The organism is Mucilaginibacter sp. BGA-UO-ETr-C110, assembly GCF_059567985.1.
This window is the reverse complement of the sequence record NZ_JCAQPB010000002.1, coordinates 1255400-1281230: the sequence shown is the minus strand read 5'-3', so window position 1 is coordinate 1281230 and position 25831 is coordinate 1255400. Positions and strand designations below refer to the sequence as shown.

18 protein-coding genes and 1 tRNA gene are annotated in these 25831 nt (G+C 40.7%); 8 read left to right on the top strand and 11 right to left on the bottom strand.

Annotated elements, in window-relative coordinates; translation table 11 throughout:
* From AC57BQ_RS06575 to AC57BQ_RS06545, 7 genes are all read right to left on the bottom strand, one after another.
* Entirely contained in the window at positions 1 to 2937 is a 2937-nt protein-coding gene (locus AC57BQ_RS06575; protein WP_496405512.1) for a beta-galactosidase, read from the bottom strand.
* Positions 2937 to 5141, bottom strand: a complete 2205-nt coding sequence (locus AC57BQ_RS06570) for an alpha-N-acetylglucosaminidase (protein WP_496405511.1) — start codon at positions 5139 to 5141, stop codon at positions 2937 to 2939. The genes AC57BQ_RS06575 and AC57BQ_RS06570 overlap by 1 nt, the downstream gene beginning before the upstream one ends.
* A gap of 138 nt (positions 5142 to 5279) precedes the next feature.
* Positions 5280 to 6755, bottom strand: a complete 1476-nt coding sequence (locus AC57BQ_RS06565; RefSeq protein WP_496405510.1) for a RagB/SusD family nutrient uptake outer membrane protein — start codon at positions 6753 to 6755, stop codon at positions 5280 to 5282.
* A 7-nt stretch (positions 6756 to 6762) separates the two neighbouring features.
* The gene (locus tag AC57BQ_RS06560) at positions 6763 to 10029 is read right to left on the bottom strand and encodes a TonB-dependent receptor (protein WP_496405509.1); all 3267 of its coding nucleotides are present in this window, start codon (positions 10027 to 10029) and stop codon (positions 6763 to 6765) included.
* A gap of 285 nt (positions 10030 to 10314) precedes the next feature.
* Positions 10315 to 11409 carry a FecR family protein gene (locus AC57BQ_RS06555; RefSeq protein WP_496405508.1) on the bottom strand — a complete coding sequence of 365 codons (1095 nt, stop codon included), beginning with the start codon at positions 11407 to 11409 and terminating at the stop codon, positions 10315 to 10317.
* Positions 11410 to 11502: 93 nt separating this feature from the next.
* Positions 11503 to 12042 carry an RNA polymerase sigma-70 factor gene (locus AC57BQ_RS06550; RefSeq protein ID WP_496405507.1) on the bottom strand — a complete coding sequence of 180 codons (540 nt, stop codon included), beginning with the start codon at positions 12040 to 12042 and terminating at the stop codon, positions 11503 to 11505.
* A gap of 139 nt (positions 12043 to 12181) precedes the next feature.
* Complete coding sequence (locus AC57BQ_RS06545) at positions 12182 to 14917, bottom strand: bifunctional YncE family protein/alkaline phosphatase family protein (RefSeq protein WP_496405506.1); 2736 nt, start codon at positions 14915 to 14917, stop codon at positions 12182 to 12184.
* Positions 14918 to 15029: 112 nt separating this feature from the next.
* On the opposite strand from AC57BQ_RS06545, the gene AC57BQ_RS06540 reads away from it, so the two are divergent.
* Positions 15030 to 15491 carry a DinB family protein gene (locus AC57BQ_RS06540; RefSeq protein WP_496405505.1) on the top strand — a complete coding sequence of 154 codons (462 nt, stop codon included), beginning with the start codon at positions 15030 to 15032 and terminating at the stop codon, positions 15489 to 15491.
* A 24-nt stretch (positions 15492 to 15515) separates the two neighbouring features.
* Here the strand turns inward: AC57BQ_RS06540 and AC57BQ_RS06535 are convergent, their stop codons facing one another.
* The 3 genes from AC57BQ_RS06535 to AC57BQ_RS06525 form a co-directional block, all read right to left on the bottom strand.
* Entirely contained in the window at positions 15516 to 16244 is a 729-nt protein-coding gene (locus tag AC57BQ_RS06535) for an esterase family protein (protein WP_496405504.1), read from the bottom strand.
* A 35-nt stretch (positions 16245 to 16279) separates the two neighbouring features.
* Positions 16280 to 16891 carry a GDSL-type esterase/lipase family protein gene (locus AC57BQ_RS06530; protein WP_370997975.1) on the bottom strand — a complete coding sequence of 204 codons (612 nt, stop codon included), beginning with the start codon at positions 16889 to 16891 and terminating at the stop codon, positions 16280 to 16282.
* A 116-nt stretch (positions 16892 to 17007) separates the two neighbouring features.
* Positions 17008 to 18099 (bottom strand): phosphatidylinositol-specific phospholipase C1-like protein, encoded by a 1092-nt coding sequence (locus AC57BQ_RS06525; protein WP_496405503.1) that lies wholly within the window; start codon positions 18097 to 18099, stop codon positions 17008 to 17010.
* A gap of 255 nt (positions 18100 to 18354) precedes the next feature.
* Here AC57BQ_RS06525 and AC57BQ_RS06520 point away from each other — a divergent pair, with 255 nt between their 5' ends.
* Positions 18355 to 19233, top strand: coding sequence for a nucleoside phosphorylase (locus tag AC57BQ_RS06520; RefSeq protein ID WP_496405502.1), 879 nt, complete (start codon positions 18355 to 18357; stop codon positions 19231 to 19233).
* A gap of 328 nt (positions 19234 to 19561) precedes the next feature.
* Here AC57BQ_RS06520 and AC57BQ_RS06515 read toward each other — a convergent pair whose 3' ends face one another.
* Positions 19562 to 20191 carry an HAD family hydrolase gene (locus tag AC57BQ_RS06515; RefSeq protein ID WP_496405501.1) on the bottom strand — a complete coding sequence of 210 codons (630 nt, stop codon included), beginning with the start codon at positions 20189 to 20191 and terminating at the stop codon, positions 19562 to 19564.
* Positions 20192 to 20256: 65 nt separating this feature from the next.
* Here AC57BQ_RS06515 and AC57BQ_RS06510 point away from each other — a divergent pair.
* The 6 genes from AC57BQ_RS06510 (at position 20257) to AC57BQ_RS06485 (ending at position 25827) form a co-directional block, all read left to right on the top strand.
* Positions 20257 to 20330 (top strand) — tRNA-Ile (locus AC57BQ_RS06510).
* A gap of 274 nt (positions 20331 to 20604) precedes the next feature.
* Complete coding sequence (locus AC57BQ_RS06505) at positions 20605 to 22362, top strand: ATP-binding protein (RefSeq protein ID WP_496405500.1); 1758 nt, start codon at positions 20605 to 20607, stop codon at positions 22360 to 22362.
* Between the two features lie 179 nt (positions 22363 to 22541).
* Positions 22542 to 24263 (top strand): HAD-IIIC family phosphatase, encoded by a 1722-nt coding sequence (locus AC57BQ_RS06500; RefSeq protein ID WP_496405499.1) that lies wholly within the window; start codon positions 22542 to 22544, stop codon positions 24261 to 24263.
* On the top strand, positions 24263 to 25177 hold the full coding sequence (locus tag AC57BQ_RS06495) for a class I SAM-dependent methyltransferase (RefSeq protein WP_496405498.1): 915 nt from the start codon (positions 24263 to 24265) through the stop codon (positions 25175 to 25177). Before AC57BQ_RS06500 ends, AC57BQ_RS06495 begins: the two co-directional genes overlap by 1 nt.
* 20 nt (positions 25178 to 25197) lie before the next feature.
* The gene (locus AC57BQ_RS06490) at positions 25198 to 25440 is read left to right on the top strand and encodes an acyl carrier protein (RefSeq protein ID WP_496405497.1); all 243 of its coding nucleotides are present in this window, start codon (positions 25198 to 25200) and stop codon (positions 25438 to 25440) included.
* A gap of 6 nt (positions 25441 to 25446) precedes the next feature.
* Positions 25447 to 25827, top strand: coding sequence for a VOC family protein (locus AC57BQ_RS06485; RefSeq protein ID WP_496405496.1), 381 nt, complete (start codon positions 25447 to 25449; stop codon positions 25825 to 25827).
* Positions 25828 to 25831: the final 4 nt, after the last annotated feature.

Genomic DNA, 25831 nt, shown 5'->3' with positions numbered 1-25831 from the left:
TTATAGTTTTCCCTGAAGCGTATATGTTACTCTGCCGGCCTCTTTTTCTGATCTGATGCTCACCTTATCCGGCCGGTTACCGTTTTCGTCATAAATTACTACTTGATTTATACCCACTTTTAACCAGCACTCCGGTATATACATGCCAATATTGCCAATTTTTTCGGGATAACGACCCAAATTATGACCGTTTATCCAAACCGAACCATAGCTTAAGCCATCCGTATGAACGCGCCATATCAAGTGTTTACCCGGTGATTGCGGCACGGTAAACTGCGACCGGAAAAACTGCGGTCCAGCAAATGAGGTTTTTGGTACTAATTTATTCCAGCCCTCAACAACATCCGGGTTTCCAGGTCCTCCAAACATTTTCCAGCCGCTTAAGATCATTCCATCACCAATACTATTAATTTTTACAGGTTGATCTATCCCACCCTCATTAGAATAATTTTCGATGAACAGGGTAAGCACGATTGGTTTTTGAAGTGCAGCCGTATCATTAACCTCCACAGCAAAAGGTGAGTTCCAGCCTTTATGTTGTGCCACCTGTTTACCGTTGATAAATACGGTAGCATCCTCATCCACGCTTCTAAAATTGATCGTTAGTTTGGATGGATTGCCTTCCTGAACCGGAATAGTGGTTTGAAACCAACCGAAACCCTCCTGCTTGTTAAATACATCATCACCAATTTTATATTTTTTCCAGCTGGTGGTGTCAAATACAGGTATTGTGTTCTTTACGTCGGTGGCTTTTTCGGCCTTAGTAAAATACCAGCTAGTTGTGGTGGAGATAAAGGGCCCTCCTTTTTTTAATTGAACCTGCCCCGACAAGCCTTTTTTATCTACATCGGTGATCGCTCCTACATATGCGGCCAGTTTATCGCGACCGTCATGTGCTGTAAATACTGCCAGTGTATGTTTGCCTTTTTCAATATCGAATGTTACCTCCCCATCCCGGACTTTCCATCGGGCTGTCTTCTTGCCATCGACAAACGCAGTAGCACGATCACCACCATCAACCTGCATGGTATACTTTCCTGATGATGGAACGTCCAACGTAGTTCGATACCAGGCATCAGCCGTCAGGTTATTATCAGTCCCCATCTGTTGCGGATCGACAGAACTAAACCAATTGGTATCATCATAAGTCGTCGCGGCATAAACAGAAGCATTTTTGTTTTGCCATGGCGCTAAAGTTACAGTTGAGACAAATGACTTATTCAATTGATATACAGAAGTTAACAAAATTGACTTACCCTCCAGGTACAAACGTACCGGGCCATCTTTTTTTGCCGTCAATGGATATTCTGCTTTTGCTGATACCTGTTTGTTTTGTGAGCTAAACTCTGCAAGGTATGATACACCACTTACAATAACTGGTAGCCCTCCGGCTTCTGTTATCCAGGTTTTATCCATACCCGATGCATCTCCTACTAAAACCCGAACGCGCTGACCAGATACTTCGAATGTATATTCCGTTGGATTTCCTGTTTGTAAAGCCGCCGCAAGACTGATACTGCCATCGGCTATTTTAAATCCTTTGGCTCCCTGTATGGCAGACGGCTTTCCGTTTACCTTAAAATATAGTAGTGCAGCATTATCTTTATTGGCCTCAACCAAAATGGTTGTGGTATTGCCTTGTTTAACCAGCCCGTATATACGTGTAAGCGCCCAGTTAAGCGTTATTACATTATTGATGGTATAATTGTGCACCAAAGGATAGATCTCGTCTGGAGCAATGGTTACCTTAGTTACCGGCAGATCGTTATCAACCTTAATCCTGGGCTTTATAACATTTTTAGTTGGATTGTCTAAAAATATAAGGTCGCCGATATCAGCCGACCTTGCGGTTACCTTCAGGCTACTATCTACAGCAATATCTTTATAAGCTGCAGTAGCATCGGTACAATTCTCCAATATATCCTGAAAACTACGGGCAAATAGCGCCGCGCGTTTAAAACCGTAATAGATTGGCCTAAGATCACCAGCCTGACCAACCGCCGAGCCATAATCATATGATGCAGCGTCCTCGTCGTTATTGGTATAAGCAAAATTCGATCCTCCGTGGGCCATGTAATAATTATAGCCGCCGCCACCATGCGCTATTATCTTCCAGGTACGACGGGCATATACCGCGGAGTCTGTTGGCTTTGCACCGTATTGAGAGTACCATACACTCCAAAATTCTGTAGAAAACCATGGATTAGGGCGTTTAGGATCATCTAACGTGCCGTCACCAGCAGGGTCACTAGCATGGTGCAGACCGCTAAAAAAGTATGGCACTTGTAAACCTAAACTCAGCGCTTTACTTTGCAGGTGTTTAAAATAATTATCTGGTACAATAGTTCCCCAGCCATTATTATGCTCATTTTCCAACTGTACCAATATTACCGGGCCTCCTTTATTGATCTGCTGGTTAAAAACTATCGGCAATAACTTATCAAAAAAGCTATCGACGTATTTTTCAAACTCTTCATTGTCCTCCCGGACGCGTAAACCGGGTTTAAATTTCAACCACAGTGGATAACCACCCAGATCCCATTCGGCACAATAATATGGGCCTACCCTAACAATAGCATACATATCAAGGCTTTTAACCATAGCCAAAAATGCGTTCAGGTCATGGTCGCCACTGAAATTGAATTTACCTTCCAATGGCTCATGAAAATTCCACATGGTATATACTTCCACACAATTGAAGCCTGCCCGTTTTAACCGCAGTAATCTGTCGTACCATAGTTGCCTCGGTATCCGTGCATACTCTAATCCGGCTGATGCCAGGAAAGTACGTTTGCCGTTGATCAAAAAACCTTTGCTATCAAAATTAATAAAGGGCTTAGCTGATTGCTGGGCCGGAAATATATGATCGTTTATGGCCTGACCATAACCTTTACTACAACAAAGCGCGAGTAATAATATGAAGTAAATACGCTTCATTACTGTTGGATATATGCTTGTTGAATGATGGTATGATATTTTTCAAATAACCGTTTTGAAACTTCAACGGCATTGCCTTTGGTTGCATCAGCATAAGCGTTATCATGCTTGTTTACCCATTGCCATTCCCAGTCTTTCACTTGTTTGTCAAAAGTAAGCTCGTCAAATGAAATGCCTGGGGTTAAGGATTTATTTAGCTGATCAAAAAACAGTTCCCAACGGGGTTTATAATAACCTTTGATCAAGCCGGCCCATTGACGGTTGGAGTATTCTCGCAAACCGCTTTCCTTATCGCCCCAAAGTGTAACCAGATCGCGGGCGTTAAATTCATATAGGTTCTTTTCTTTTTCGGTGATGCCATTTGCTCTTGCCTCAGCGATCCATTTACCTAACAGGAAATCTTTCCGGGTGCTTAATAAAGCATCCATATCATCCATCAATTGTAAAAATTGAGTGCTGTATAATTTAAAGGTTGCTTTATCCTTACTTTGATAAGCCGCCACCATTTTTTGTTGCAGCGGGCTCGCATAGTTGGCCAGCACCTGCCGGGTAATATCAACCAGGTCATACTGGAAACCATCGCTTTGTTTCAGGCTATCTGAGGCATTCACAAACAGGCTCCAGGCTTTAAACAATTGTGCAGGGTCATAGTCCAGTTTAGTTAGTACCCTGTCGATGGTCTTCTTGAATGTTGGTCGCGCCACGATAATAGATTCAGGGCCACCTTCGGTTAAGCCCCCAGAATATACGGTGTTTAATAAAATATGCCACGCCTCGTTGATCTGGGTGTTGCTTTGACCATAACGTCTTTGAGCATAATTTACAAGCCATTTATCAGCATCTATCGGGGTATCATTCCATACATTCTCCAGCATGAGCGCAAATAGCGCCGGATTCTGTTCGATACCTTCGGGGGTAACACCTATGCCTCTCATATTTTTTGATTCGGGATCATGCAGAGCTACCGCTGGATCGGCAGCTACGTGGCGCATACGCCCGAATAAACTGATGTTACCCCCAAAGTTTTGTAGCATGCTCCAGATCCAGGGTTTGCCATAATAGGCTTCGGTACGGTTCCAAACCGGATGAGCATCGCTATACAGATCCAGTACGATCATTTGTTCGTTTGGTACGGCATTTAGCAGCGCTTTGATCTGCTGTGGTTGCCAGAATTTATTGTTATAATGGAACATCCAGCCTTGCATCACCCAAATTGCTTTGGGATCAGCTGCGGCCATGGAATTAAAAACCTTTTTGCTCATACCGTCCAAATAGGTAGAATCATTAGTTGGCGGCACATTTTCATTAAAAGTATCGGCAGAGTACAGGTGGTCTGTACCAAACTCTTTGGTTTGTGCCTCTATATATTTTTTACCGATAGCTTCAAACATCGGGTCGTCTGGATCAAGGATATATACATCGGGAAAACCGGCATCCCAGTTGGTTTTTTTAACCTTGGCACCGGGGAATTTATCTTTAAATGATGGAGGTACGTGACCTGTAAATGATGACAATACAGGTTTCATACCAAAGGAGCGCTCACGCTCCAGTATTTTCTTTTGCAATTCTTTATGGGAGTCCATCCAATGCTGTGGCAGCGGACCACCCCAGGCATCAATGTTACCCATCCAAAACCAGGCAAAATAAGCGGGGCCACTAAAAAATTCATCCAGTTGTTTATCGGTAAAGCCCATGCTTTTGTAAACATTTTGCCAAACCGCTTCTTCGCCGGTAATAGCCAATGGGAGATTAATCCCATTTAAGGCCATCCAGTCAATTTCTTTTTGCCAGCGGTCCCAGTCCCACCAGGCCATGGAATAATTGTAGGTACAGTAATTTAAATAATAACGGTACTGATATGGTGTTGTTTTATGCACCAGGCTCTTAACTACAGGTAAAGTTGCTGGTAAATTAAGATTGGTACCATTCCAGCCGATATCGCAAAAGCAATAATTTTTAAGGTAGTAATTTAAGGCTGAGGCTATAGACAAACCATTATTTCCTTTCAATATTATTTTACCGTCCCTGCTGTCAAGTTCAAAAACATCTTTATCATTTTGCTGTGGAATAGCCTCTATAATAAACGAACTGCTTTTGCCGGGGATAACCCGTTCAATAAAGGCGTATGATGCCTTTTGATCAACCTGGGCACCGACTTTTAGGCCAAATGCCATAACAACAAGTACAAGTAAATACTTTCTCATTTAATAGTTTATTGAATAAAAATTATGAAGATATTAAAGCAAGCGTAACCGGGCAATTATAAAACACCGGCAATCAGAACAAAGTATTCTGCAAGAGAACTTTTTATCCTGATTGCCGGTAGTTTATTTTATCATCCTTTAAAAGTTAGGGTTTTGTATCAAAACTCCTTTACTCTTATCAATTTCAACCTGCGGAAGCGGGAAATAGTAATTTTTAGGCCGAACAAATATGACATTCTTAGATTGATCTATCGGCGCTTTTGAGATAGAAAGATTGTATATCGCAGCGATATCTACGATCTTGTCTTTATCCCAACGCATCAGATCCTGATGGCGCTGATCTTCGCCGGCCAATTCAACACGGCGCTCGTGGATCAACTCCTTCATACCTGCACCAGAAACTGGTTTTAATAAAGGCGATGCCCGATGCCTGATCTGGTTGATCAGTGCATCTCCAGCCCCCGCTCCTTGTGTACGGATTAGCGCTTCTGCTACCAACAGGTAAATATCTGCCGAGCGCATCAATGGTACTGCGAAAGTGTGATCGACACCACCACCATTAGCGGCAGTATTGAATACGGCATACTTTTTAAAAGCAAAACCGGTAGCCGAAAGATCGGCAGTAAAGGTTGTTAAGCCATTGCCATCACCCAAATCTACTTTGTCTCCAACGCTTAGCAGGGTTGCAGCTTTACGCGGATCATTAGCTTCAAACTCATTGGCAAGTCCCTGTAATGGCTGACTGAAACCGTATCCGCCCCAAGGCCTCGGGATGTAATAAACAGTAAAATCGTTTTGAACCACGTTTTGTACAGCCTGGATAGAGAACAGCAATTCGGTGCTGCTTTCGTTGGCACGGGTAAAGTTATCCTGGTAATTAGCAGCAAGTGCATAGGCCGGGTTTGAGATCACCTTTTGACCGGTTGTAATGGCTTCAGGAAGTTTTTCCCAATACATATACAACTTGGTTAACAAACCTAATGCTGTTCCTTTACTTACCCTACCACGATCAGTGGCGCCATAACTTTCAGGCAACAAATCAACCGCTTTCAATAAATCAGCTTCAATTTGGCTACGAACAGCTTCAATAGGCGATTTTGCAACATTGAAATTCAGCGATGTATAATCAGCTTCAGTAATAATAGGCACATCCCCGTGGATGATCATCAAACGCCAGTAACCAAAAGCCCTTAAAAAATAGGCCTCGCCCATGCTACGGTTTTTTACCGTGGCAGATATGGCTGTTATTTTAGGAATATTAATGATACAGTTGGTAGCGCGGTTAATTTCTTCATATCTCCATTTCCAGGGATACCTGATAGCCGCGTTTGAAGCATCGTAGGTCAAGTTTTCGATACCTTCGTCCTCGCCGTGGTCGCCTGAGCGCCAGTAATCGTCGGATGGGGTATCAAATGTTGATTCGGCATGGCCTATATAATCTTCTTCAGGTAAAATGCTGTAGATACCGGTTATCGCGTTAACGGCATCAACTTCATTACGAAAATAATTGGTAGAGCTGTAAACACCTTGTTGCTTTAAATCAAGCGCTTTTTTACAGCCACTGCCCATTAGGGCCAGTGATACAAGCGTATATAATATTTTGTTCGATTTCATGATGATGTTATAATTTAACTGTTACACCAAATGTTATTGTCCTTACCGATGGGTATTGAGCTACGTCAACACCTCTTTGCAAATTGCCGTTGGTATAACCCAACTCAGGCGTATAGCCTTTATAGCCGGTTATAAAAAACAAGTTTTGACCGGAAGCGTATAACCTTACGCTTTTTAAAGTTGCCTTTTTTGACCAGTTCGCGGGAAGTGTATAGCCAAAAGTGGCATTTTTAAGACTTACATAGCTTCCGCTTTCAACAAACATGTCGGATGTACGGTAGTTATCATTAGCACGATCAAGCGATAAACGAGGGATGGTGTTGCTGGTACCCGCGCCTGTCCAACGGCCTAAACTTTCGGCATACAGGTTAAACGGATAGGTTGGATCAATCCCCTGCATCCTATCGGCATTGTAAAGGCTCACACCGAATACACCGGTAAAGTTTGCCGAGAAATCAAAGCCTTTGTATGATATGCTGCCTTGTAAACCCGCGGTAACATTAGGGTTAGGATTGCCCAGGTTTGCACGGTCGTTACCGTCAATCAGGCCATCGCCGTTAAGGTCAAGGAAACGGACGTCGCCAGGCCTGATATTAGCCTTGCGCGAATCATTTTTAAGTGCCGGATCGTTATCAATTTCGGCCTGTGTTTGGTACAAACCATTTGTTTTCCATCCGTAGAACGAAGCTATTGGTTGGCCTTGATATGTTCTGGAAATTTCCTGGCTTGAACGGCCATATACTGTTGAACTAATAAAGGTTCCTTCTCCATTAAGTTTGGTTACCTTGTTTTTGATAAACGAGGCGTTAGCACCAATCGAATATTTCACCTTATCGCCACCCTGGTAGTTAATCTCAACCTCAATACCTTTATTGTTCATGGTACCGATGTTTTGGTTAGGAATAGCCACCGAACCGGCCGAACCTACAACCGGTGGCGATATTAACATATCCTTAGTGTTTTTGTTAAAATATGTAACGGTTGTATTTAACCGGTTATTTAAAAAACCAGCATCCAAGCTAATATTGGTCATCGCTGTACGCTCCCAGGTAATATCCGGGTTAGCGAGGCTATAAACTGCCGCACCGGTGTATCCGACACCGCCAAAGGTGTAGCCATTATTTTCATAAGTAGTGCCAAGCCTAATCAAACTTGTATATTGAAAAGGATCAATGTTCTGGTTACCCAGTTCGCCATACCCTCCTGATAATTTCAAATTACTTATCCAGCTAATGTTTTTAATAAATTGTTCGTTAGATAATCTCCAGCCCAGAGAGAATGCCGGGAAGTAACCCCATCTTTTTGATGGTGCGAATTTGGATGATCCGTCTGCACGGAAAGTTAACGTAGCAAGAAAACGGCCGTCATAGTCGTAAAATAACCTTCCAAAACCCGATTGAAGCGATGATGGCTCTACCCGTACGCTATTGTTGAACTGGCTGTTACCTGTTCCAAGTACGCGCTGATCTTCTGATGTATCATCATATCCTACCCTCCACGCACTAAAGCCATATGCTTTAAAGTTTTGGTAAGAATAGCCACCTGTAAAAGTTACGTGACTTTTTCCAAACACTTTATCATAAGTCAGGAACGACTCTAACAACTGAGATGAAAGTTCGCCTTCGGTTTGAGTTAGCTGAGAGGTAGTATTTTGCCTTGCCTGGTTAACATCTGCTATGCTGAAATTGTAAGCACGATTTAAGGTACCGTCATAAGCATAGTTTACGCGAAGCTTTAATTCTTTCAAGAAAGTGATCTCTGCGAAGGCATTGGCTAAAGCGCGGTATTTTTTATTAAACCTGTCCGCTTCTTGTATAGTGGCATAAGGGCTGTTGATATCACCTAACTGGTTGGCAAATGCTTTTGATGTACCATAAGTACCATCAGGATTAACCAAAGGAATAGCAGGGTTGAAACGTAGTGCAGAAAAGATCAAACCTGTTTGCGAGTTGTTATTATCAAACCCAACATTATTAGCGTAGTTTAACTGGATATTTTCGCCCAATTTTAACCAGCTGGATACCTTATGCTCCGAGTTGAAGCGGGTGCTAAAGCGTTTAAAATTGGTTTTATCAATTATACCATCCTCATTATAAACCGAGGTAGACCAATAATAGGTAGATACCTCATTGCCACCCTGCAGGTTAACATCGCCATTAATTACGTGACCTGTCTTCATGATAGCACGTTGCCAATCGGTTCTTTGAGTAGCATAATAATCATTATTCCACGGCGCATCAATAGCTACCCCATCATTAGTGTAACGCTCTCTTTTTAATTGGTAAAGCTGAGGAGCGGTTAACAGGTTAAGATATTTAGTGGTATTTGAGAAGCCATTATAAAAATTAAGATTGGTAGCCAACTTTTGGTTGTATGTACCTTTTTTAGTAGTTACCAATACAACACCGTTGGCTGCACGCGTACCGTATATCGCGGCTGCAGACGCATCTTTCAATATGTCAACAGAAGCAATATCATTGGGGTTTATATCACTCAAAGCATCGGGATCACTGGTTGGCACCCCATCAACAACAATAAGCGGATTGGCATTGTTAATCGTACCCGTACCACGGATACGGATGCTTGAAGCCGCACCCGGCGAACCATCGTTACGCACAATATTAACACCGCTTGCACGGCCATCCAAAGCCTGAGTTGCTGATGCTACAGGAAGGTTTTGAATATCGCTACCCTTTACGCTGGCTACAGCACCGGTAACATCTATCTTTTTAGTAGTACCATAACCTACCACCACAACTTCGGTTAAGGCCGATGGCAGGGCATCCATCGTAATGGTTAAGCTTTTATTGCCGGCAATAGGAACAACCTTTTTTGCATAGCCAATATAAGTTAACTCCAGCGTACCGTCATCAGGCGCATTAATACTGAAATTACCGTTGATATCAGACGTAACACCAATATTTGTTCCCTGTAGCTTAATACTAACCCCAATTAATGGCTCACCGGTTTTATCAACCACTTTACCTTTAATTATAGCCTGCCGACTGGCATCTTCCTGGTTGGATATGATCACCACATGATCATCACCCATTTTGTAGGAAAGTTTATTATCAATAAGGCTGCTTAGTATCTGATCTATCGTAGCATCTTTTACATCCAAATCAACCTTACCTAATTTTTTGATGGAGGTGTAGTTGTAAAAGAAACGATAATCACTCTGTTTTTGAATTTTGGTTAATATACTGCTTACTTCGGTTTGCTTAATGCTCAGTGTAAATTTCTGTTGAGAATACACTGTTGCCGAAACTTGCATGCATGTAACCAGAATTAGGAGGAAAACTGCTTTCATCAGCAAAATAACTTTTAGACATACGGGGGCACCCTGAAGCGGAAATACCCTTCTTGTTTTTTTCATTACATTTGTTTTGAAAATTAATGGATAGAGTAAGTACTGTATTACAACACCTTACTCTTGTTAATAAAAATCCGATTTGTTTTTACAGGGAGGAGTGCCAGCTCTTCCCTTGTTTATTGGATGTCAGGAATCTGATAAGTAATGTTTCAATGTCATACGCGTTAGTTTTAGGGGTTAATTAAATTAGTTTTGTTTCTCTTTTTTCGACAAATAAACTGTCTTCCCATCCAGGTGGTAATTAAATGGGGTTGTTATTTCAATGATCCGAAGAGCATCTTGCAGTGACTCTTTATCCAACAGGCCACTTATTTGCTCGGTTTCAAGTGCCCGGTTTTCAAACACAATCTGCACGTTATATTTTCGCTCTATTTGTTTAGCAACGTCCTCAAATAATTCATTAGTAAACAATATCCGGTTATCAAGCCAGGCGGTCTCTTTGATCTCATCGGCTTTAACAGCAGGCAGGGTAATTACCTGGTATTCTATTTTTGCTTCTTTCAGATTGCCGGTACCCTGTGAGTGGGTTGGGGTTTGGTTATTAGCCACCAATAACTTCTCGTTGGGCAACAGGACAATATTTTTCTCTGGGTTGTTTTCCAATTCAACCTGTACTTTACCTTTGAGCAAGGTAGTTTCGATATTTTTGTCGTTATTATAAGCCTTAACATTAAATACGGTTCCGAGTACTTTTACGGTTAGCGCGTTGGTGTGTACCAGAAAAGGTCTTTTAGCATTGTGGGTTACTTCAAAAAAGCCTTCACCGTTAAGCGTAACGTCCCTGGTATTTTTTGCGAATGTTTCAGGGTAAGTAAGGGTACTCCCGGCATTCAGCATTACTTTAGTCCCATCAGGCATTACCAATTTCCGGGTTGTTCCATAAGGAACCCGAACTTCATGCATAACCAATCTTGCAGCCTGACCAGCCTGCCGAAACTTCCATGTATAAAATAAGCCCCCTGCTATACCTAATACCAAAATAGCTGCGGCCGCCCACTGCCAATTAAATAAAGATTTTACCTTACTTGTATTGTTAAAAGTATTCGAATTCTCGTCCGAGCTTTTTATTTTATACCAAAGCTCTTCAAGCTTTGTACTGATATCTTTTTGTTTTACAGTATCAGGTTGTTTCGTGCTTCCTTTTAAAGCAGCCGTAACCTGGTGCATTTTTTTTGATTCCGGAAATTGTTCAAGAAACACGTTAAGTTCGGCTAATTCTTCTGTAGTGGCGGTTTTGCCCATACTTTTAGCCATTAACTCTATAAACCTGGATTTGCCCATAATAATTTGTATACCCTATAAGGACACACAACTATTGTTTTTTCCTAAAAGAAATAAAACTTTTTTTTAGACCGCTTAATCAAATGCCGGAGTTTAATTACCGCCAAGTGCGTCATCTAATTTTTTAATAGCGATGGCTAACTGAGCAAAAACGGTTTTATTGGAAAGACCAAGAATATCAGCCACTTCATTAACGGAAAGATCATCTTCCTTAACCATTTTAAATATGAGTTTGCAACGGGGCGGTAATAGGTTAACCGCATTCAAAACCCTTGTCTCCAACTCCTTGCTAATGAGTAAGTGAGAAGGATCAACAGATAACCGGAAATAATAGGTTTCGGTAAGCTGAAGTTCCTTGACTTTTTTGGTAGAGGTGTTTCGCAAATGGTTCAGGCAGGCATTTTTTATCAAGACATATAAATAAACCTGCAAATTCTTTATGGTATCCAGATTCCCGCGTCCTGTCCATATTTTCAAAAACGCATCATTTACAATCTCCTGCGCCACCTCCCGATCACCTAAAAACGAATTGGCAAATTTGTTTAGTCTGGGCTCATGCAATCCATAAAGCTCATTAAATGCCGCCTCATCATCATTAACCTGAATACGACGAATATGTTCCTGTGTACTCACAATGGACGACATTTAATAACAGCTTAAATTAATTAAGAAATGTTTTTGATAGGCAAATGTGTAAATTTATTACAACATAACAGGACATTATATTGGCATATTTATACATTAAACAACATTTCCGCTGAAAAAAAGCCGCTTAATCATCGTTATCAGTGTCCTTTCCGGCCAGTTTAGCTGGGTATGCTTTTTTTCCTTTGGCCGCAAACCACAAAATACGGTTCATCACATCATCATTTCCCCCATCAATATGATCATACTCTGGTCTTGATGATTGTTGCGCATAATGTAATGCCGCTCCTTTGAGGGAGGATAGTTTAGGGCTAAGTTTATTTAATGGAATTTTATTTTTTACTACCTGATAGGTATAGTTTGATGGTTTATTAGTAAAACAATCAAACATGGGTAAAGCGGTTGCATCAATGATGTTCATTGGAGGCAAACCAAGTATTTGCTCAATGGAACGTACTATACAGGTTTGATTATAGTTTTTACTCACCTTACTTTGCAAGCGGCTATAAGGACTTATCACAAAACCGGTAGTGCGATATGCCGAAACATGATCCCAGCCAGCCTGTGAATCATCTTCGGTAACAAAAATCACCGTATTTTTCCAAAAACGGCTTTTTGATACTGCTTCAACAATACGCCCAAGAGCCAGGTCATTGTCAGCTACCATGGCATCTGGTGTAGGAAATCCAGGTCGTGTACCTACCGTATGATCGGCTGAAAGTGCCATGATCATCAGCTGAGGCAGCTGATCGCCGGGCTTTTGCTCATACTCATTTAGTTCTTTAATAAAAGCAGTTGCTCGCAATTGTTCGTTGATCTTGTGTTCATCAGAACCAGGATAGTTTTGCGACAACATGGGCCGTACCCTGGATATGGTACTGGTGTTTTTGAACGCAAAAGGTTTACCCGCATTGTAATTGTTGTAAATATCGCTCCAGCTTAATTTTTCATCAAAATGTACCGCACAAGCTTCGCCGTATATCCTTACTGTTTTGCCATGATCTGTCGCATTGTTCCATATAAAACCGTTCCCGTCATACACCAGAGCATCTTCCTGCACATGCGGATAACTGCGGAACCATGACCGTACACTTTTTTCAACATAATCGGTCACCATAGCTGCATCTGTCCATTGATGACCTTCGGCAGAACACTTTCCAGATGCATAATAATTATCGAGTAATAAGAAATTACGGGCCAGGTTATGTTGATTAGGTGTAACGCTATCTCCATAGATACATAATGATTTTGCTCCATTTCCTTCAGGCATATCGCCTAAAACCTGGTCATAGGTGCGATTTTCTTTGATAATGTAAAGCACATGATTAAACACGGATGGTTCACCTATACGTTCAGGTACTGGCCGTGCAGGGATATTTTTCCGGGGTAATAGCTGGGCAATTTGTTGCCTGAAACTCAGGTTAAGGTCTTTTACCTTTTGAGTATATTGCTTTAACTGTGCCTCACCGGGAATTGGGATAATAGATACCGTTGCTTTTTGATGATGCGAATTGTATGCCTCCGGGCTACTTTCACTTATCTCAGCATCTGCCCCACCCTTACCCATTTCTTTGCTACTTATACGCGATCCTTCCCCTTCCAGATTGGTTACAAATAGCGTATTATTATCAACTGCAAGTCCGCCCGGGTAGGCTTCTGTAGGTATAAAACCCTTTACAGTACTATTCCCCATGCCCTTTGTTGCCGCTTTTGATCCTAATTTTACTATAGCAACCGCGTTGTCAAGCCCATTGGCTACATATAAGATCGTACTTTCTTCGTTAATAGCCAATGCGTTCGGGGTATCGCCTATATAACTTTTTTTACCCGGATTTAACTTTACATCAATCGCATCGACACTTTGCAGAACGTTTGTGGAAATAACTGATACCATATCGCTATTACCATTGGCTACATAAACAAATGCTTCATCTGTACTGCTAATTATTGCATTGGGGTGTAAACCAACCGGTATCTCTTTAATTACATCCCCTTTTTCTAAACTCATTACCATAACGGTACCCTGCGCGGTAGCTCCGGTTTTGGGGTCAATATAAGTTTTGCCATACGGTACACCAGCAGTTTCCCTATTCACTGTATCAATGGCGTTGGGACCGGCCCAATTTGTTACAAAAATTTTTCTTTTGGCTATCACAATGCCATAAGGGGCAACACCGGTAGGTTTTGTCCAAACAGTTTTATTGGTCGATAGGTCAATTTTAACCAGCTGATTATTGCCATTTAAAACCACATATAAAAAATCTACACCATCTTCGTTATTTATAGCCAGATCATTTGGTAATGCCAAAGGCGATTCTCCTTCGGCTTTAAAAGTAAAGGTGTTTTTTATGCTGATGCTTTCGCCATTCCAAATTGCCTGAAAAACATACGATTTAGAATCTTTCCCTTTGCCGGCGGCCGCGCTCCAGAATATTTGTGTTTGCTTATCTGTTTTTAAAACCTTTAATCCTGAGTAAGTACTGGAAAGCCCACGATACCGGGCATCCTGTTTGTACGTCCACCGGGTGACCACTTTACTTAATACTGTATCAATCAGGGCGATGCCATATCTGTCTTCAACAGCTATAAGTTTGCTGTTGGGTATAAGTCTTACATCCATGCTGTGGTTTTCGTCGCCTGGATCACCAAACGAAACAACTTTGCCAGCTGGATCAATAATCCGGTTATAGGGCATTAAAACAGGTAATATGTTTCGATTTAACGTACTGTCATCATAGGCGCTATGCATATTGGCCTGCTCATTATCGGCGGGTTTCTTATTATTGTTTATATTATGGCAAGCCATAACCGATATAGCCAACCCTGAAATAAGGGTAAATATTTTGCGACTCTTATTATTCATTTTTTGTTCCTGACCGGTAAAATTACACTAACACTTTATACTGAAAGTTAAGCGATGCTAAATTATCATAATTGTTACTAATATTGTTTTTAAATAGCAACCATAACTTGATATGAAAATCAGTAATTCTATAACAAGCAGACTAAAATTTCAGCATGAAACAATTGGCGAACTCATTTTAAATCTTGATGAGCAGCAATTGTTTAAAAGACCTCAGCCTGATAAATGGAATATCCATGATAACATTGCACATTTAGCAAGATATCAACATGTATTTATTGAACGAATCAATCAAATTTTAAATACTGACAACCCCTCATTTGGCAGTTATAAAGCTGATAATGACCCGGAGTTTATAAGCTGGCAAAATAAATCTACAGAAGAACTGATACAACAAATTAGTGCAGACAGACTGGATATCATACAATTGATTAATACTATCCCTGAAAATCAATCGGATAAAAAAGGATCGCACCCTTTTTTTGGAAATTTAAATATCGTAAAATGGACAGAGCGATTCCTGCTACATGAAGCTCATCATCTTTTCACTATCATTAACTTAGTTAATCTATAAGGAAGTAATAGGCAAGCGGAGGTCTTATAAATAATTGACTACCATTTGTCGCCATGAACGGGCTTGATGGGCTTCGTTATCCCAGACATACAACGAATTATTAATGCCTTTCTCTGTTAGCAGGTTACTTAATGTATAATTGTTATCCAATAAAATATCCTCCTTCCCTACTGTCAAAACTATATACAGCTGTCTGAGTATTTCAAGTTTATGCTCATCTGTTAAATTGGGGATATATTGCAATGGCATGTTAAAATATACATTCTCGTCCCAATACCCCTCTAACAGATCTTCGTAGTGCCCTATTTTGGTTGCCAGATCGTACCTGCCACTCATGCCAACCACTTTATTGAATACACCCGGATGTCTTAATGATATGTTCACCGCATGATAAGCTCCCAGGCTACAACCCGCGGCAATTTTAAATGAATTGGGGTTTTTAACATCTACATAGGGCATAACCTCCTCAAGGATATACTGCTGGTATTGAATATGCCGTAATATTTTTACCGATGGATGAAATCCTGAACTATAAAAACTTTCAGTGTCACAACTATCCACGCAATAAACCTGGATATGCCCATTTTCAATTTTATGACGCAGTGATTCAATCACACGCCAGTTCTCGTAATCATAAAACCGCCCCATTCTTGCCGGGAAAAACAGAACAGAGGCTCCGCTATGGCCAAATATCAGCATCTCCATATTTTTCTGAAGAACCGGGCTATACCATCGCGTGTATTCTCTGTTCATACTATTATATGCAAGATGCCTCTATGATGTGATATTTATATTAATTCTGCATGAAAATTCTCTGAAAGCCGGGCATAAATAGTTTGTTTCCACAAAGCATACCCCTTTTTACTTAAATGGAGACCATCTGGTTGAAAATATTCTTTATCAGGATATCCATCTTTATTCAGCATCTTGTTATATATATTGATGAACCTCCAATTATCATCCCGTTTAATGATCTCATTTTCAATAATATTATTGGTATACCGGAGTGAGTTAATGAGATCCCAGCGCGCTATACTGGGTTTAATGGAAACATAGTAACAAGGAATAGAGCCAAACCTTTGCGATATTTGATTGGCAAGCTGTTCAAAAAAAATAAAGATCTCTTCCGGATGTCTTCCATCACCCAGATCATTATCACCTGCGTATACAACGATAGATTTAGCATCGTAAGGAGCAACAACGCGATCAAAAAACCAGGAACAGGCCGCAAGTGTTGAACCACCAAAGCCCAAATTAATTGGCTTAAATGGTTTAAAGTCGTCAAATAGCGCATCCCACAGCCTTATCGATGAACTTCCGTAGAACAGCGTTGACGGTTCATATGTTAGTTTTAATCTTTCTTTCTCAAGTCCTTTAACTTCTTCTTCGTACCAATACATACACTTAGCTATAATAGGGATAAAAGTATAAAATTACAGCTAAATGCCAATATACACCGAAGTATTGCGGCTCAATTATTATTTAATTCCTGGCAAAACGGCTATTGTAAGCCATTTTATTTTCCAGTACCATTATTCTGCCGGGTATTATTAAACGTGGGATTTAACCTAAAATATTTGTTTCCTTCTTCAAAGTTTACCACATAATCCGATTTAAAATGGGTGCTCTTCAAATAATAATCGGTAGTGATGATTTGCGCTCCTGAATTACAGGCGGCTATAAAATCACTTTTATCATTTGCGCGGGCCTGTTCGGTATCTGAATCTGCACGGGTGCGGATGATGTAGCCTTTTTTAACCAATTCCTTTATTTCCGGGTCCTTTGGATTATTTCTGATCATCATAGCAGCCTCTGGATTGCCCGGATCTGTATTGGTAAACAAAACCCTCCCTTTCAAGGATGGATGACCTTTGATGTACAGATCCCGGTCGTCCTTGGTGTTATCCATTATAAATATAAACTTACCACGGGCTGCTTTTAATGTTGGCCAATTACCATGCAATACAGCGCTTTCCAATGTCGCGTATTTACCCCTGACCATATCGGGAGTTATCAGGCTATTACCTAAACCATCTCTGATATCTTTGTCCAACTCATCAAGCGTTTGTTCAGTGAATTTTTCAGGAGCAGTACGGTTTGGATCTTTTGGTTTCTCATCCTTGGGCTCCAGGGTAATAAAAATGGGATTATGATCCGGATGCGCATCAGACCATGTTTTTAACTGTTTTAAACCATCTTTAAAAGTTAAGCAATGACTGCGAAAATCAAGATCAATGATATGAAATACCTTAAAGCCTGGTTGTTTCATTTCACCTTCGGGATCAAACGGGGGTTGATCTTTTACCCAATCCAAACCCTTCGGATGCGCATACTTCCCTCCTTTTGAATCGGCATAAACATCAATCTCTAAATTTAACAATCCCATATTCAATTGATCTGATAAACCAATGTGCTCGTAATCGATCTTTTCGGCAGCTTCGGGATTTTGTTGTTGAAAGGCCTTAAATAAGGTGGGATATATAGCTTCTTTATAGCTATTGTGTGATCCTATCACCTGTATTTTATTCATAGGTATATTGTCATCACCATCACTCCACTGGCGCAGAGGTAAAATCAGTATCAAAAGTACACTTAAAAGGGTTTTCATATTTTTATTATGGAGTTGTTATTTTGTTTAACAATTTACGTTGATATACTTTTTATTAAGGTGTTACAACCAAAGTTAAAAATTGTGTCAAAATTGCTTCTCAGATATTTCATTTAGATTAACTGTTCATTAACAATGATAATAACTAAAGGTTATGGGATAAAAGCCAAACAAGAGTAATGACCGCAGCTCGATATCATAAAAACTCCTATCGGTTTTATTTGTTTAATTTTAATTTACCTAATAGCAATCCACTTGGAAAGAATTTCAACAACCGATCTTATTTTAAATGACGATGGCAGCATTTACCATTTAAACCTGCTTCCTGAAGATATAAGCGACACTATTATTTTAGTTGGTGACCCCGACAGGGTTCCCATGGTTAGTCGTTTTTTTGACCATATAGAATTAAAAAAAGGTAAACGTGAATTTATTACGCATACCGGTAGCATTGGTAGTAAACGGATTTCGGTTATTTCAACAGGTATAGGCACTGATAATATAGACATCGTGCTAAATGAACTGGATGCTCTTGTAAATATCGATTTTAATGCGCGTTTACTCCATTCACAGCTTCGCAGTATCGACGTTATTCGCATTGGAACTTCCGGCGCAGTGCAACCTGATATTCCCATTGATAGCCTGCTGATATCGTCAGGTGCTTTTGGCTTAGACGCGCTTATGCATTTTTATGAACACGAGTTAAGTGATCACGACGGGCAACTTTTACAGGAATTTCATGAAGCCATTAACGCCAACTTCGATCTTAAACCCTATTACGCACCTGCAGGAGAAAAACTGCTCACACAATTGGGAAACATAGCTTCGCACGGCATCACACTTACTGCTCCGGGGTTTTATTCGCCGCAGGGTCGGCAAGTACGCGCAAAATCATCTACACCTAACCTTCTATCTATACTTTCATCCTTTAAAAGCTCTAATGGCTCGCAAATTACTAATCTGGAAATGGAAACCGCAGGAATATATGGCCTTGCTGCTTGTTTGGGTCACCAGGCACTTTCATTTAATGTGATTCTTGCTAACCGTTCAACAAATAAATTCAGTAAGGATCCGCTTAACGTAATGGATCATTTTATAGAGTTGATACTAAATACGATTAGCATACAAATATAAACTTCTGATTATGAGACCATTAAAAAACAATTTGAAAGAAGTAACAGCGACACGAAATATTGGGTCTTTAATCACACTCGTTTTTCCGGATAAGTAATTGAAGATTTAATAATTAATTACATTGTTTATTATTAGTTAAAAAAAACAAGAAAACTGGGTTTACATGTAAACCCAGTTTTCTTGCAATATATTACCATAACCAACTTATTTACAATTCATTACAACAATGTAAACCATAAATTATGTAAACCATGTAAACCCACTTTTGGGGATGTACAAATAAGCTGACTTATGAAAAACAGGGTCTATGTATCAAAAATTATAATAACTATAATTTCTCTCTTTTAAAAAATTGTTGCAAAGTATCTGGAGCTGTCATTAAAAAAGTTTGTATACCCAACTTTTGAGCGGTCGCCAAATGTTGAGGACTATCATCAATAAACAGTGTTTCGGAAGGGTTTAGATTGTTTTCGTTTAATACTAACTCAAAAATTGCGGATTCGGGTTTGCGTTTACCTGTTAAATGGGAATAGTAAGTTTTTTCAAAAATATGATCATTACCATCAAAGCCGAAATCAGTTTTCAGATAGTTCATGATATACTCGTAATGGATCTCATTGATGTTACTTAACAAAAACGTACGGTACTTATCCTTTAAACCCAGTAATAATTCATGGTTACCAGCCTCGATTCCGAGCAGCATGCTATTCCAGGCCGCATTAATTTGATCATTGCGGAGTTCAGGATTGCCTGTTTTTTGCCTGATATAGTCGCGGAATTGATCGGCAGTAACTTCTCCCCTATCAAATTTGTCAAAAATTACATCCTGTTGTTTATGCCCAAAAAAATCAGCTGCATTATTGATACCCAACTCTTTCCAAGCTGCCTGGCCCTTTAAAAAGTCCAGACTAAATATAACGTTACCGTAATCGAAGATGATATTTTTAATGTTTTCCATAAAAGCGTTTTGTAATTTGACGGCAAATATGTAAAATTGCACCCGCAAACAAAAACAAAATAACCGCGCCTATAGCTCAGTCGGTTAGAGTAGAAGACTCATAATCTTTTGGTCCCTGGTTCGAGCCCAGGTGGGCGCACTTCTAAAAAAAGCCGTTTCTCGCAAGATAAACGGCTTTTTTTTGTGCTGGTGCTGGCGGTTAGTCCCTCACTATTTCTCCCGGCAAAAGGTGAACAATTCTTTTGACCGGAATATCGATAAAAACTGTAACTTGAACTCAGTATTTTATGACTCTCAACATGCGCTTGCCGAAACGGATCTTTCCGGTTGCCCCGTTCCTATTATTTTGCCTCTTTCATAGCACTCTACAGGGACAATCCGCCTTAATTCGGCAAGAACAAGACCGTTTACCTTTGATCAAGGACAGCAGCCACATAGTCAACAGCTTTAACCGTATTGGCATGCTTTATCACCTGAAGAATCCCGACAGTTGTTTTTATTACGGCATGAAGGCTAAGTCCATAGCAATACGACTACGTTATCATAAAGGTGAGACAGACGCCGACAATGTGATCGCTTCGGCGCTTTTCTTAAAGGGTTTATTTCATGAATCCCTGGACTTGTTCAGCAAAACATTCGCAGCTTACCAAATGCAATCCGATACCGGAAATACGGCCCAAGTGCTGATGAATATGGCTACCGTGTATTTAGGTATTGGGGACACGCTAAGAGCCAAATCATTTTCGCTCCGGGCCATTCAAACCGGCAGGCAACTTCGAAAGGACAGTATTATGAGTATGATCTATGCCAATTATTGCATTGTTAACACCAACCTACCGAATGACAGTATGCAGTATTATCTCCGGAAATCTACCAATATCGCTGGTCGGTATAAAGATGAGCGGATGCTGATCGTCACCCTCCAGCTGCAGGCACAAAGCCTGCTTAATCGGGGCCGTACGGCGGAAGCTCTACCTATGATCCAAAAATCGTTGGCGGAATCCCAAAAGGCCGGAATGGAATATTTTGAAATCAACTCCCTGGGCCTGTATGCAGCTTATTATGAAAAGCGGCCAGATAGTGTTTTGCATTATTATAACCGGGCTTATAATTTGGCCCTGGAAAAGGGTTATGTTTATCTACAGGTCAAGATACTCAAGATCATCTTAGCCTATACGGAGTCATCGGGGAACAAGGATGAAATTATCCGTGTTCGTCGTTTAATTGCCGATGCGCTCACCGTCGAGAATGAAAACCTAAAAAAATTCATAGGGGATTACGTCCAGTATAATACAATCAGGGATAATAACCGGTTACTTGAGATTAGCAATAAAAGCAACAGAATCAAGATCTGGCTGCTAACTGCTGTATGCAGTATCATCGTCTTACTGCTGATCTTTATTTACCGGCTGTACAATACCTCCCGTCGTTTCAATAGCCAGATCAGTGAACAGAACAAACAGATGCGGGAAACACTCAGCGCGCTGGAACAAAGCCAGCAGGACAATACCCGGATGATGCAGATCGTGGCGCATGATCTGCGAAATCCTATTGGTGGCATCACATCGGTAGCTTCGCTGATGTTAGATGAGACGGGGCTGTCTGAAGACCAGCGAATGATGCTGGAATTGATCAGGACCTCCGGACTGAATTCCCTGGAGATGGTCAGCGACCTGCTTCAAGTGCATACCCGCACTGAGGATCTGCAAAAAGAAAATGTTGACCTTTCCCAAATATTACATTATTGCGCCGATCTGCTACGTCATAAGGCTGAAGCTAAAGGGCAGATAGTGGAGCTACAGACCATACCGGTTACCCTGCCCGTGAACCGGGAGAAGATATGGCGACTGGTGAGTAACCTAATCACAAATGCGATCAAGTTCAGCCCCAGCGGGGCTCATATTGTCGTTCGGCTGGAGAAAACAAAAGAATGGGTTGTGATCGCGGTGGAAGATCATGGCATTGGCATACCCGCCGAAATGGGTGCCAGGATCTTTGATATGTTCACAGAGGCCAAGCGGCCAGGTACAGCCGGAGAGCAACCTTTTGGTTTGGGGCTGGCCATCTCCAAGCAGATAGTGGAAGCGCACGGTGGACATATTTGGTTTGATAGTCAAGCAGGTAATGGCACCACATTCTACGTTGAGCTGCCCTGGCTAAGTCAACCATGAATTTGAGGCAGATCACAAGATGATGCATACACTAGCCTAATAGTATATTTTCTGACTTAAGTCGGAAGCATTATTTATGTAAACTCAGCCTCTAAATATTCACTTCTGCTATCAAATAAAGTATCTAATTTTACGGTGATACAAAACATTGCCTGCTTTCATCATAGTTACATCTGCCCATGAAGACCTTTTCGGAATTGAAAAAAAATTTAAAGAATGACTTTTCACATTTAAGATCAGTTAAAATTGCGCTCCTGGGAGATACCGCCACACAATTACTAACACAATGTATAAGGGGTATGGGCTTTGATATGGGTTTTGACCTTCAAATATGGGAAGCCGATTTTAACCAAATAGAACGACAGGTTTTAGACCCAACAACTGAGCTGTATACATTTGCTCCCGAAATAGTTATCATATTCCATTCTTCACATCAATTATTAGCCAAATACAACAAACTAAACCCTGCGGAACATAGTGGTCTGGCCCAAAATCGATTGGCATTGATCGGTGATCTATCTACTGTCTTAAATATCCATTTGAATGCAAAGATCATTTACTATAACTACACCGAAATCAATGATGCGGTATTTGGCAATTATGCCGCCAAAAACCCATCATCATTCCTATTTCAGTTACGGAAGCTTAATTATGAACTGATGCTTTACGCCAGCCAACAAACTGATTTTCATATCTGTGACATTTCTTCTATTCAAAATCAGTTGGGCAAGGCAACCTTTTTGCAAACATCGATGTATATAAACACAGAGATGGTGTTAAGTATCGATATATTACCATGGGTGGCCGCCCAAACAACTGACCTCATCGGTTCGATGTATGGCCGGCTAAAAAAATGCCTGATCCTTGATCTGGATAATACACTGTGGGGTGGTATAATCGGCGATGACGGCATAGAAAACATTCAGTTGGGAAATTTAGGTATAGGGAAAGCATTTACGGAGTTTCAGCATTGGGTAAAGAAGTTAAAAAACCGGGGCATTATCCTGGCCATTTGTAGCAAAAACACCGAAACAATTGCCAGGGAACCGTTTGAAAAACATCCGGATATGGTGTTGCACCTGGGCGATATTGCCATTTTTAAAGTCAACTGGGATAACAAAGCCGATAACATCAAACAAATTCAGGCCGAATTAAACATTGGTTTTGATGCCATGGTTTTCCTGGATGACAATCCTTTTGAAAGGGCCATGGTACTTGAACACATCCCGGACCTTACTGTTCCTGAACTGCCCGAAGACCCGGCAAATTACCTGGAATATCTGTATACCCTGAACCTGTTCGAAACCACTTTGCTTACAGATGAAGATGCGGAACGAACCAAGCACTACCAAACTGCAGCTAAACGAAATACAGAACAGCAGCAATATGCCAACGAAGACGCTTTTTTGCAAAGCCTGAACATGACAGCAGTAGTGGAAACCTTTAGCACATTTAACACGCCACGGTTGGCGCAGCTTTCGCAACGCTCAAACCAATTCAATTTGCGCACGGTTAGGTACACCGAAACAGATGTTAAGTCCATTGCAGATTCAACAGATGCATTTGGCATTTCATTTACTTTAACCGATAAGTTTGGGGATAATGGCCTCATCTGTGCCGTTATTTTGAAAAAAGAATCTATCGATGTACTCTTTATCGATAATTGGTTTATGAGCTGCCGGGTGCTAAAAAGAGGGATGGAAAATTTTACATTAAACACCATTACGGCTTTTGCCAAAGCAAAGGGATTCAGCTACCTAAAAGGGCAATACCTGCAAACACCTAAAAACGAAATTGTAAAACATCTCTACCAGGATCTGGGCTTTGAAAAGCAAAATGATCACTGGATACTGGATATGCATACCTACACCCACAAAAAAACACACGTGAACATTAAGTAATGGAACAGCCGCTCAACTATATCTATCAAAAAATAGAAACGCTAAACCCAATGCATGGCAAAAAACTCAAAAAGAACATCGCTTTTTTTGACGCCCGTTATTATGAGATGGCTAATTCTTTTTTTGTCAAATACATTAACATACTGCACCTTAATAATAAAATCCTCGATTACGCTATAAACTGCTATTTACACATGATCGCAGATGTAAATAGCGAAACAGTTGAGTTTTTACGCACGGGGAAATATTCCAGCAGCACATTTGCTGAAGTGAATCAACGCGTGTATGCCCGCCCCGAAACCATGGAGTACTATATGCATGGCCTCATCATGTCGCAGTTTTTGTGGAAACATCATTACCAGATGCTGCAATACTTTACAGATACTTTACCGCGGTACATTAGTGCTACAAAAAGCTATCTGGAAGTTGGTGTAGGGCATGGACTTTATTTGTCAAAAGCATTGGAAATCATGGATACCGGTACCAAGCTTACTGCTGTTGATATCAGCGAGACGTCCATTGCAATGACCAAAAGTTTTATAAATGATAGCCGGATAAATTATCACCTGAAGGATATTTTTGAGTTTGATAATCACCAGAAGTACGATTTTATCACGCTGGGCGAAGTACTGGAACATGTAGAAGACCCGCTAAAGTTATTACAAAAATTAAACTCGCTGTTGAGTGATGATGGAGTACTATTCTTTACCACCCCTACCAACGCGCCCGCAATTGATCATATTTATCTGTTTAATACTGTGGGCGAGATACAGGATATTATAAAAGCAGCGGGATTTGATATTGAGGCAGAATTGTCGCTTTTATCAGAAGAGGTGTCGCCCGAAAGAGCTGCCAAATTCAAGATAGCTATATTATACGGAGCTTTTTTAAAAAAGAGCCAAGTCTCTTCATAACTTTAAACAACAATGCATACATGGATAAAGGCGAAATATTAAAAATGGTAAACGATATTTTCATTGATGTACTGGATGATGAAAACGTTGTACTAACTTATGAAACTACCGCAAATGATGTAGAAGAATGGGATTCTTTAAACCATATTCAATTGGTGGTAGCTATTGAAAAACAATTCGGGATCAGATTTACCTCGCAGGAAATTCAAAGCTGGAACAATGTTGGCGAGTTGATCGGCTCTATAAGTAACAGGATCAATTAGTAACATATGAAATTTCATCATGTAGGAGTGGCCTGCAAAAATATCGCGGCAGAGATAGCCAGCATCTGTAAGATCCATGATATTGCAGCCATAAGCGCAACCGTTTTTGACCCCGAACAAAATGCGGAACTGGCTATGCTTACTCTAAGCGACGGAACCCATATTGAACTGATTGCCGGTAAACAGGTAGAAAGCTTTGTAAAAAAGAATATCACTTATTACCATTTATGCTTTGAGGTTGATGACATCCACGCCGAAATTGAAAGACTTATCGGTGAGCACGCAATGTTAATTTCGTCTCCCAAACCTGCAATATTGTTTGATAACCGGGAGGTTGCCTTTTTGCAGGTTTCATACGGGTTAATTGAATTATTAAACTCAAAATAACCTC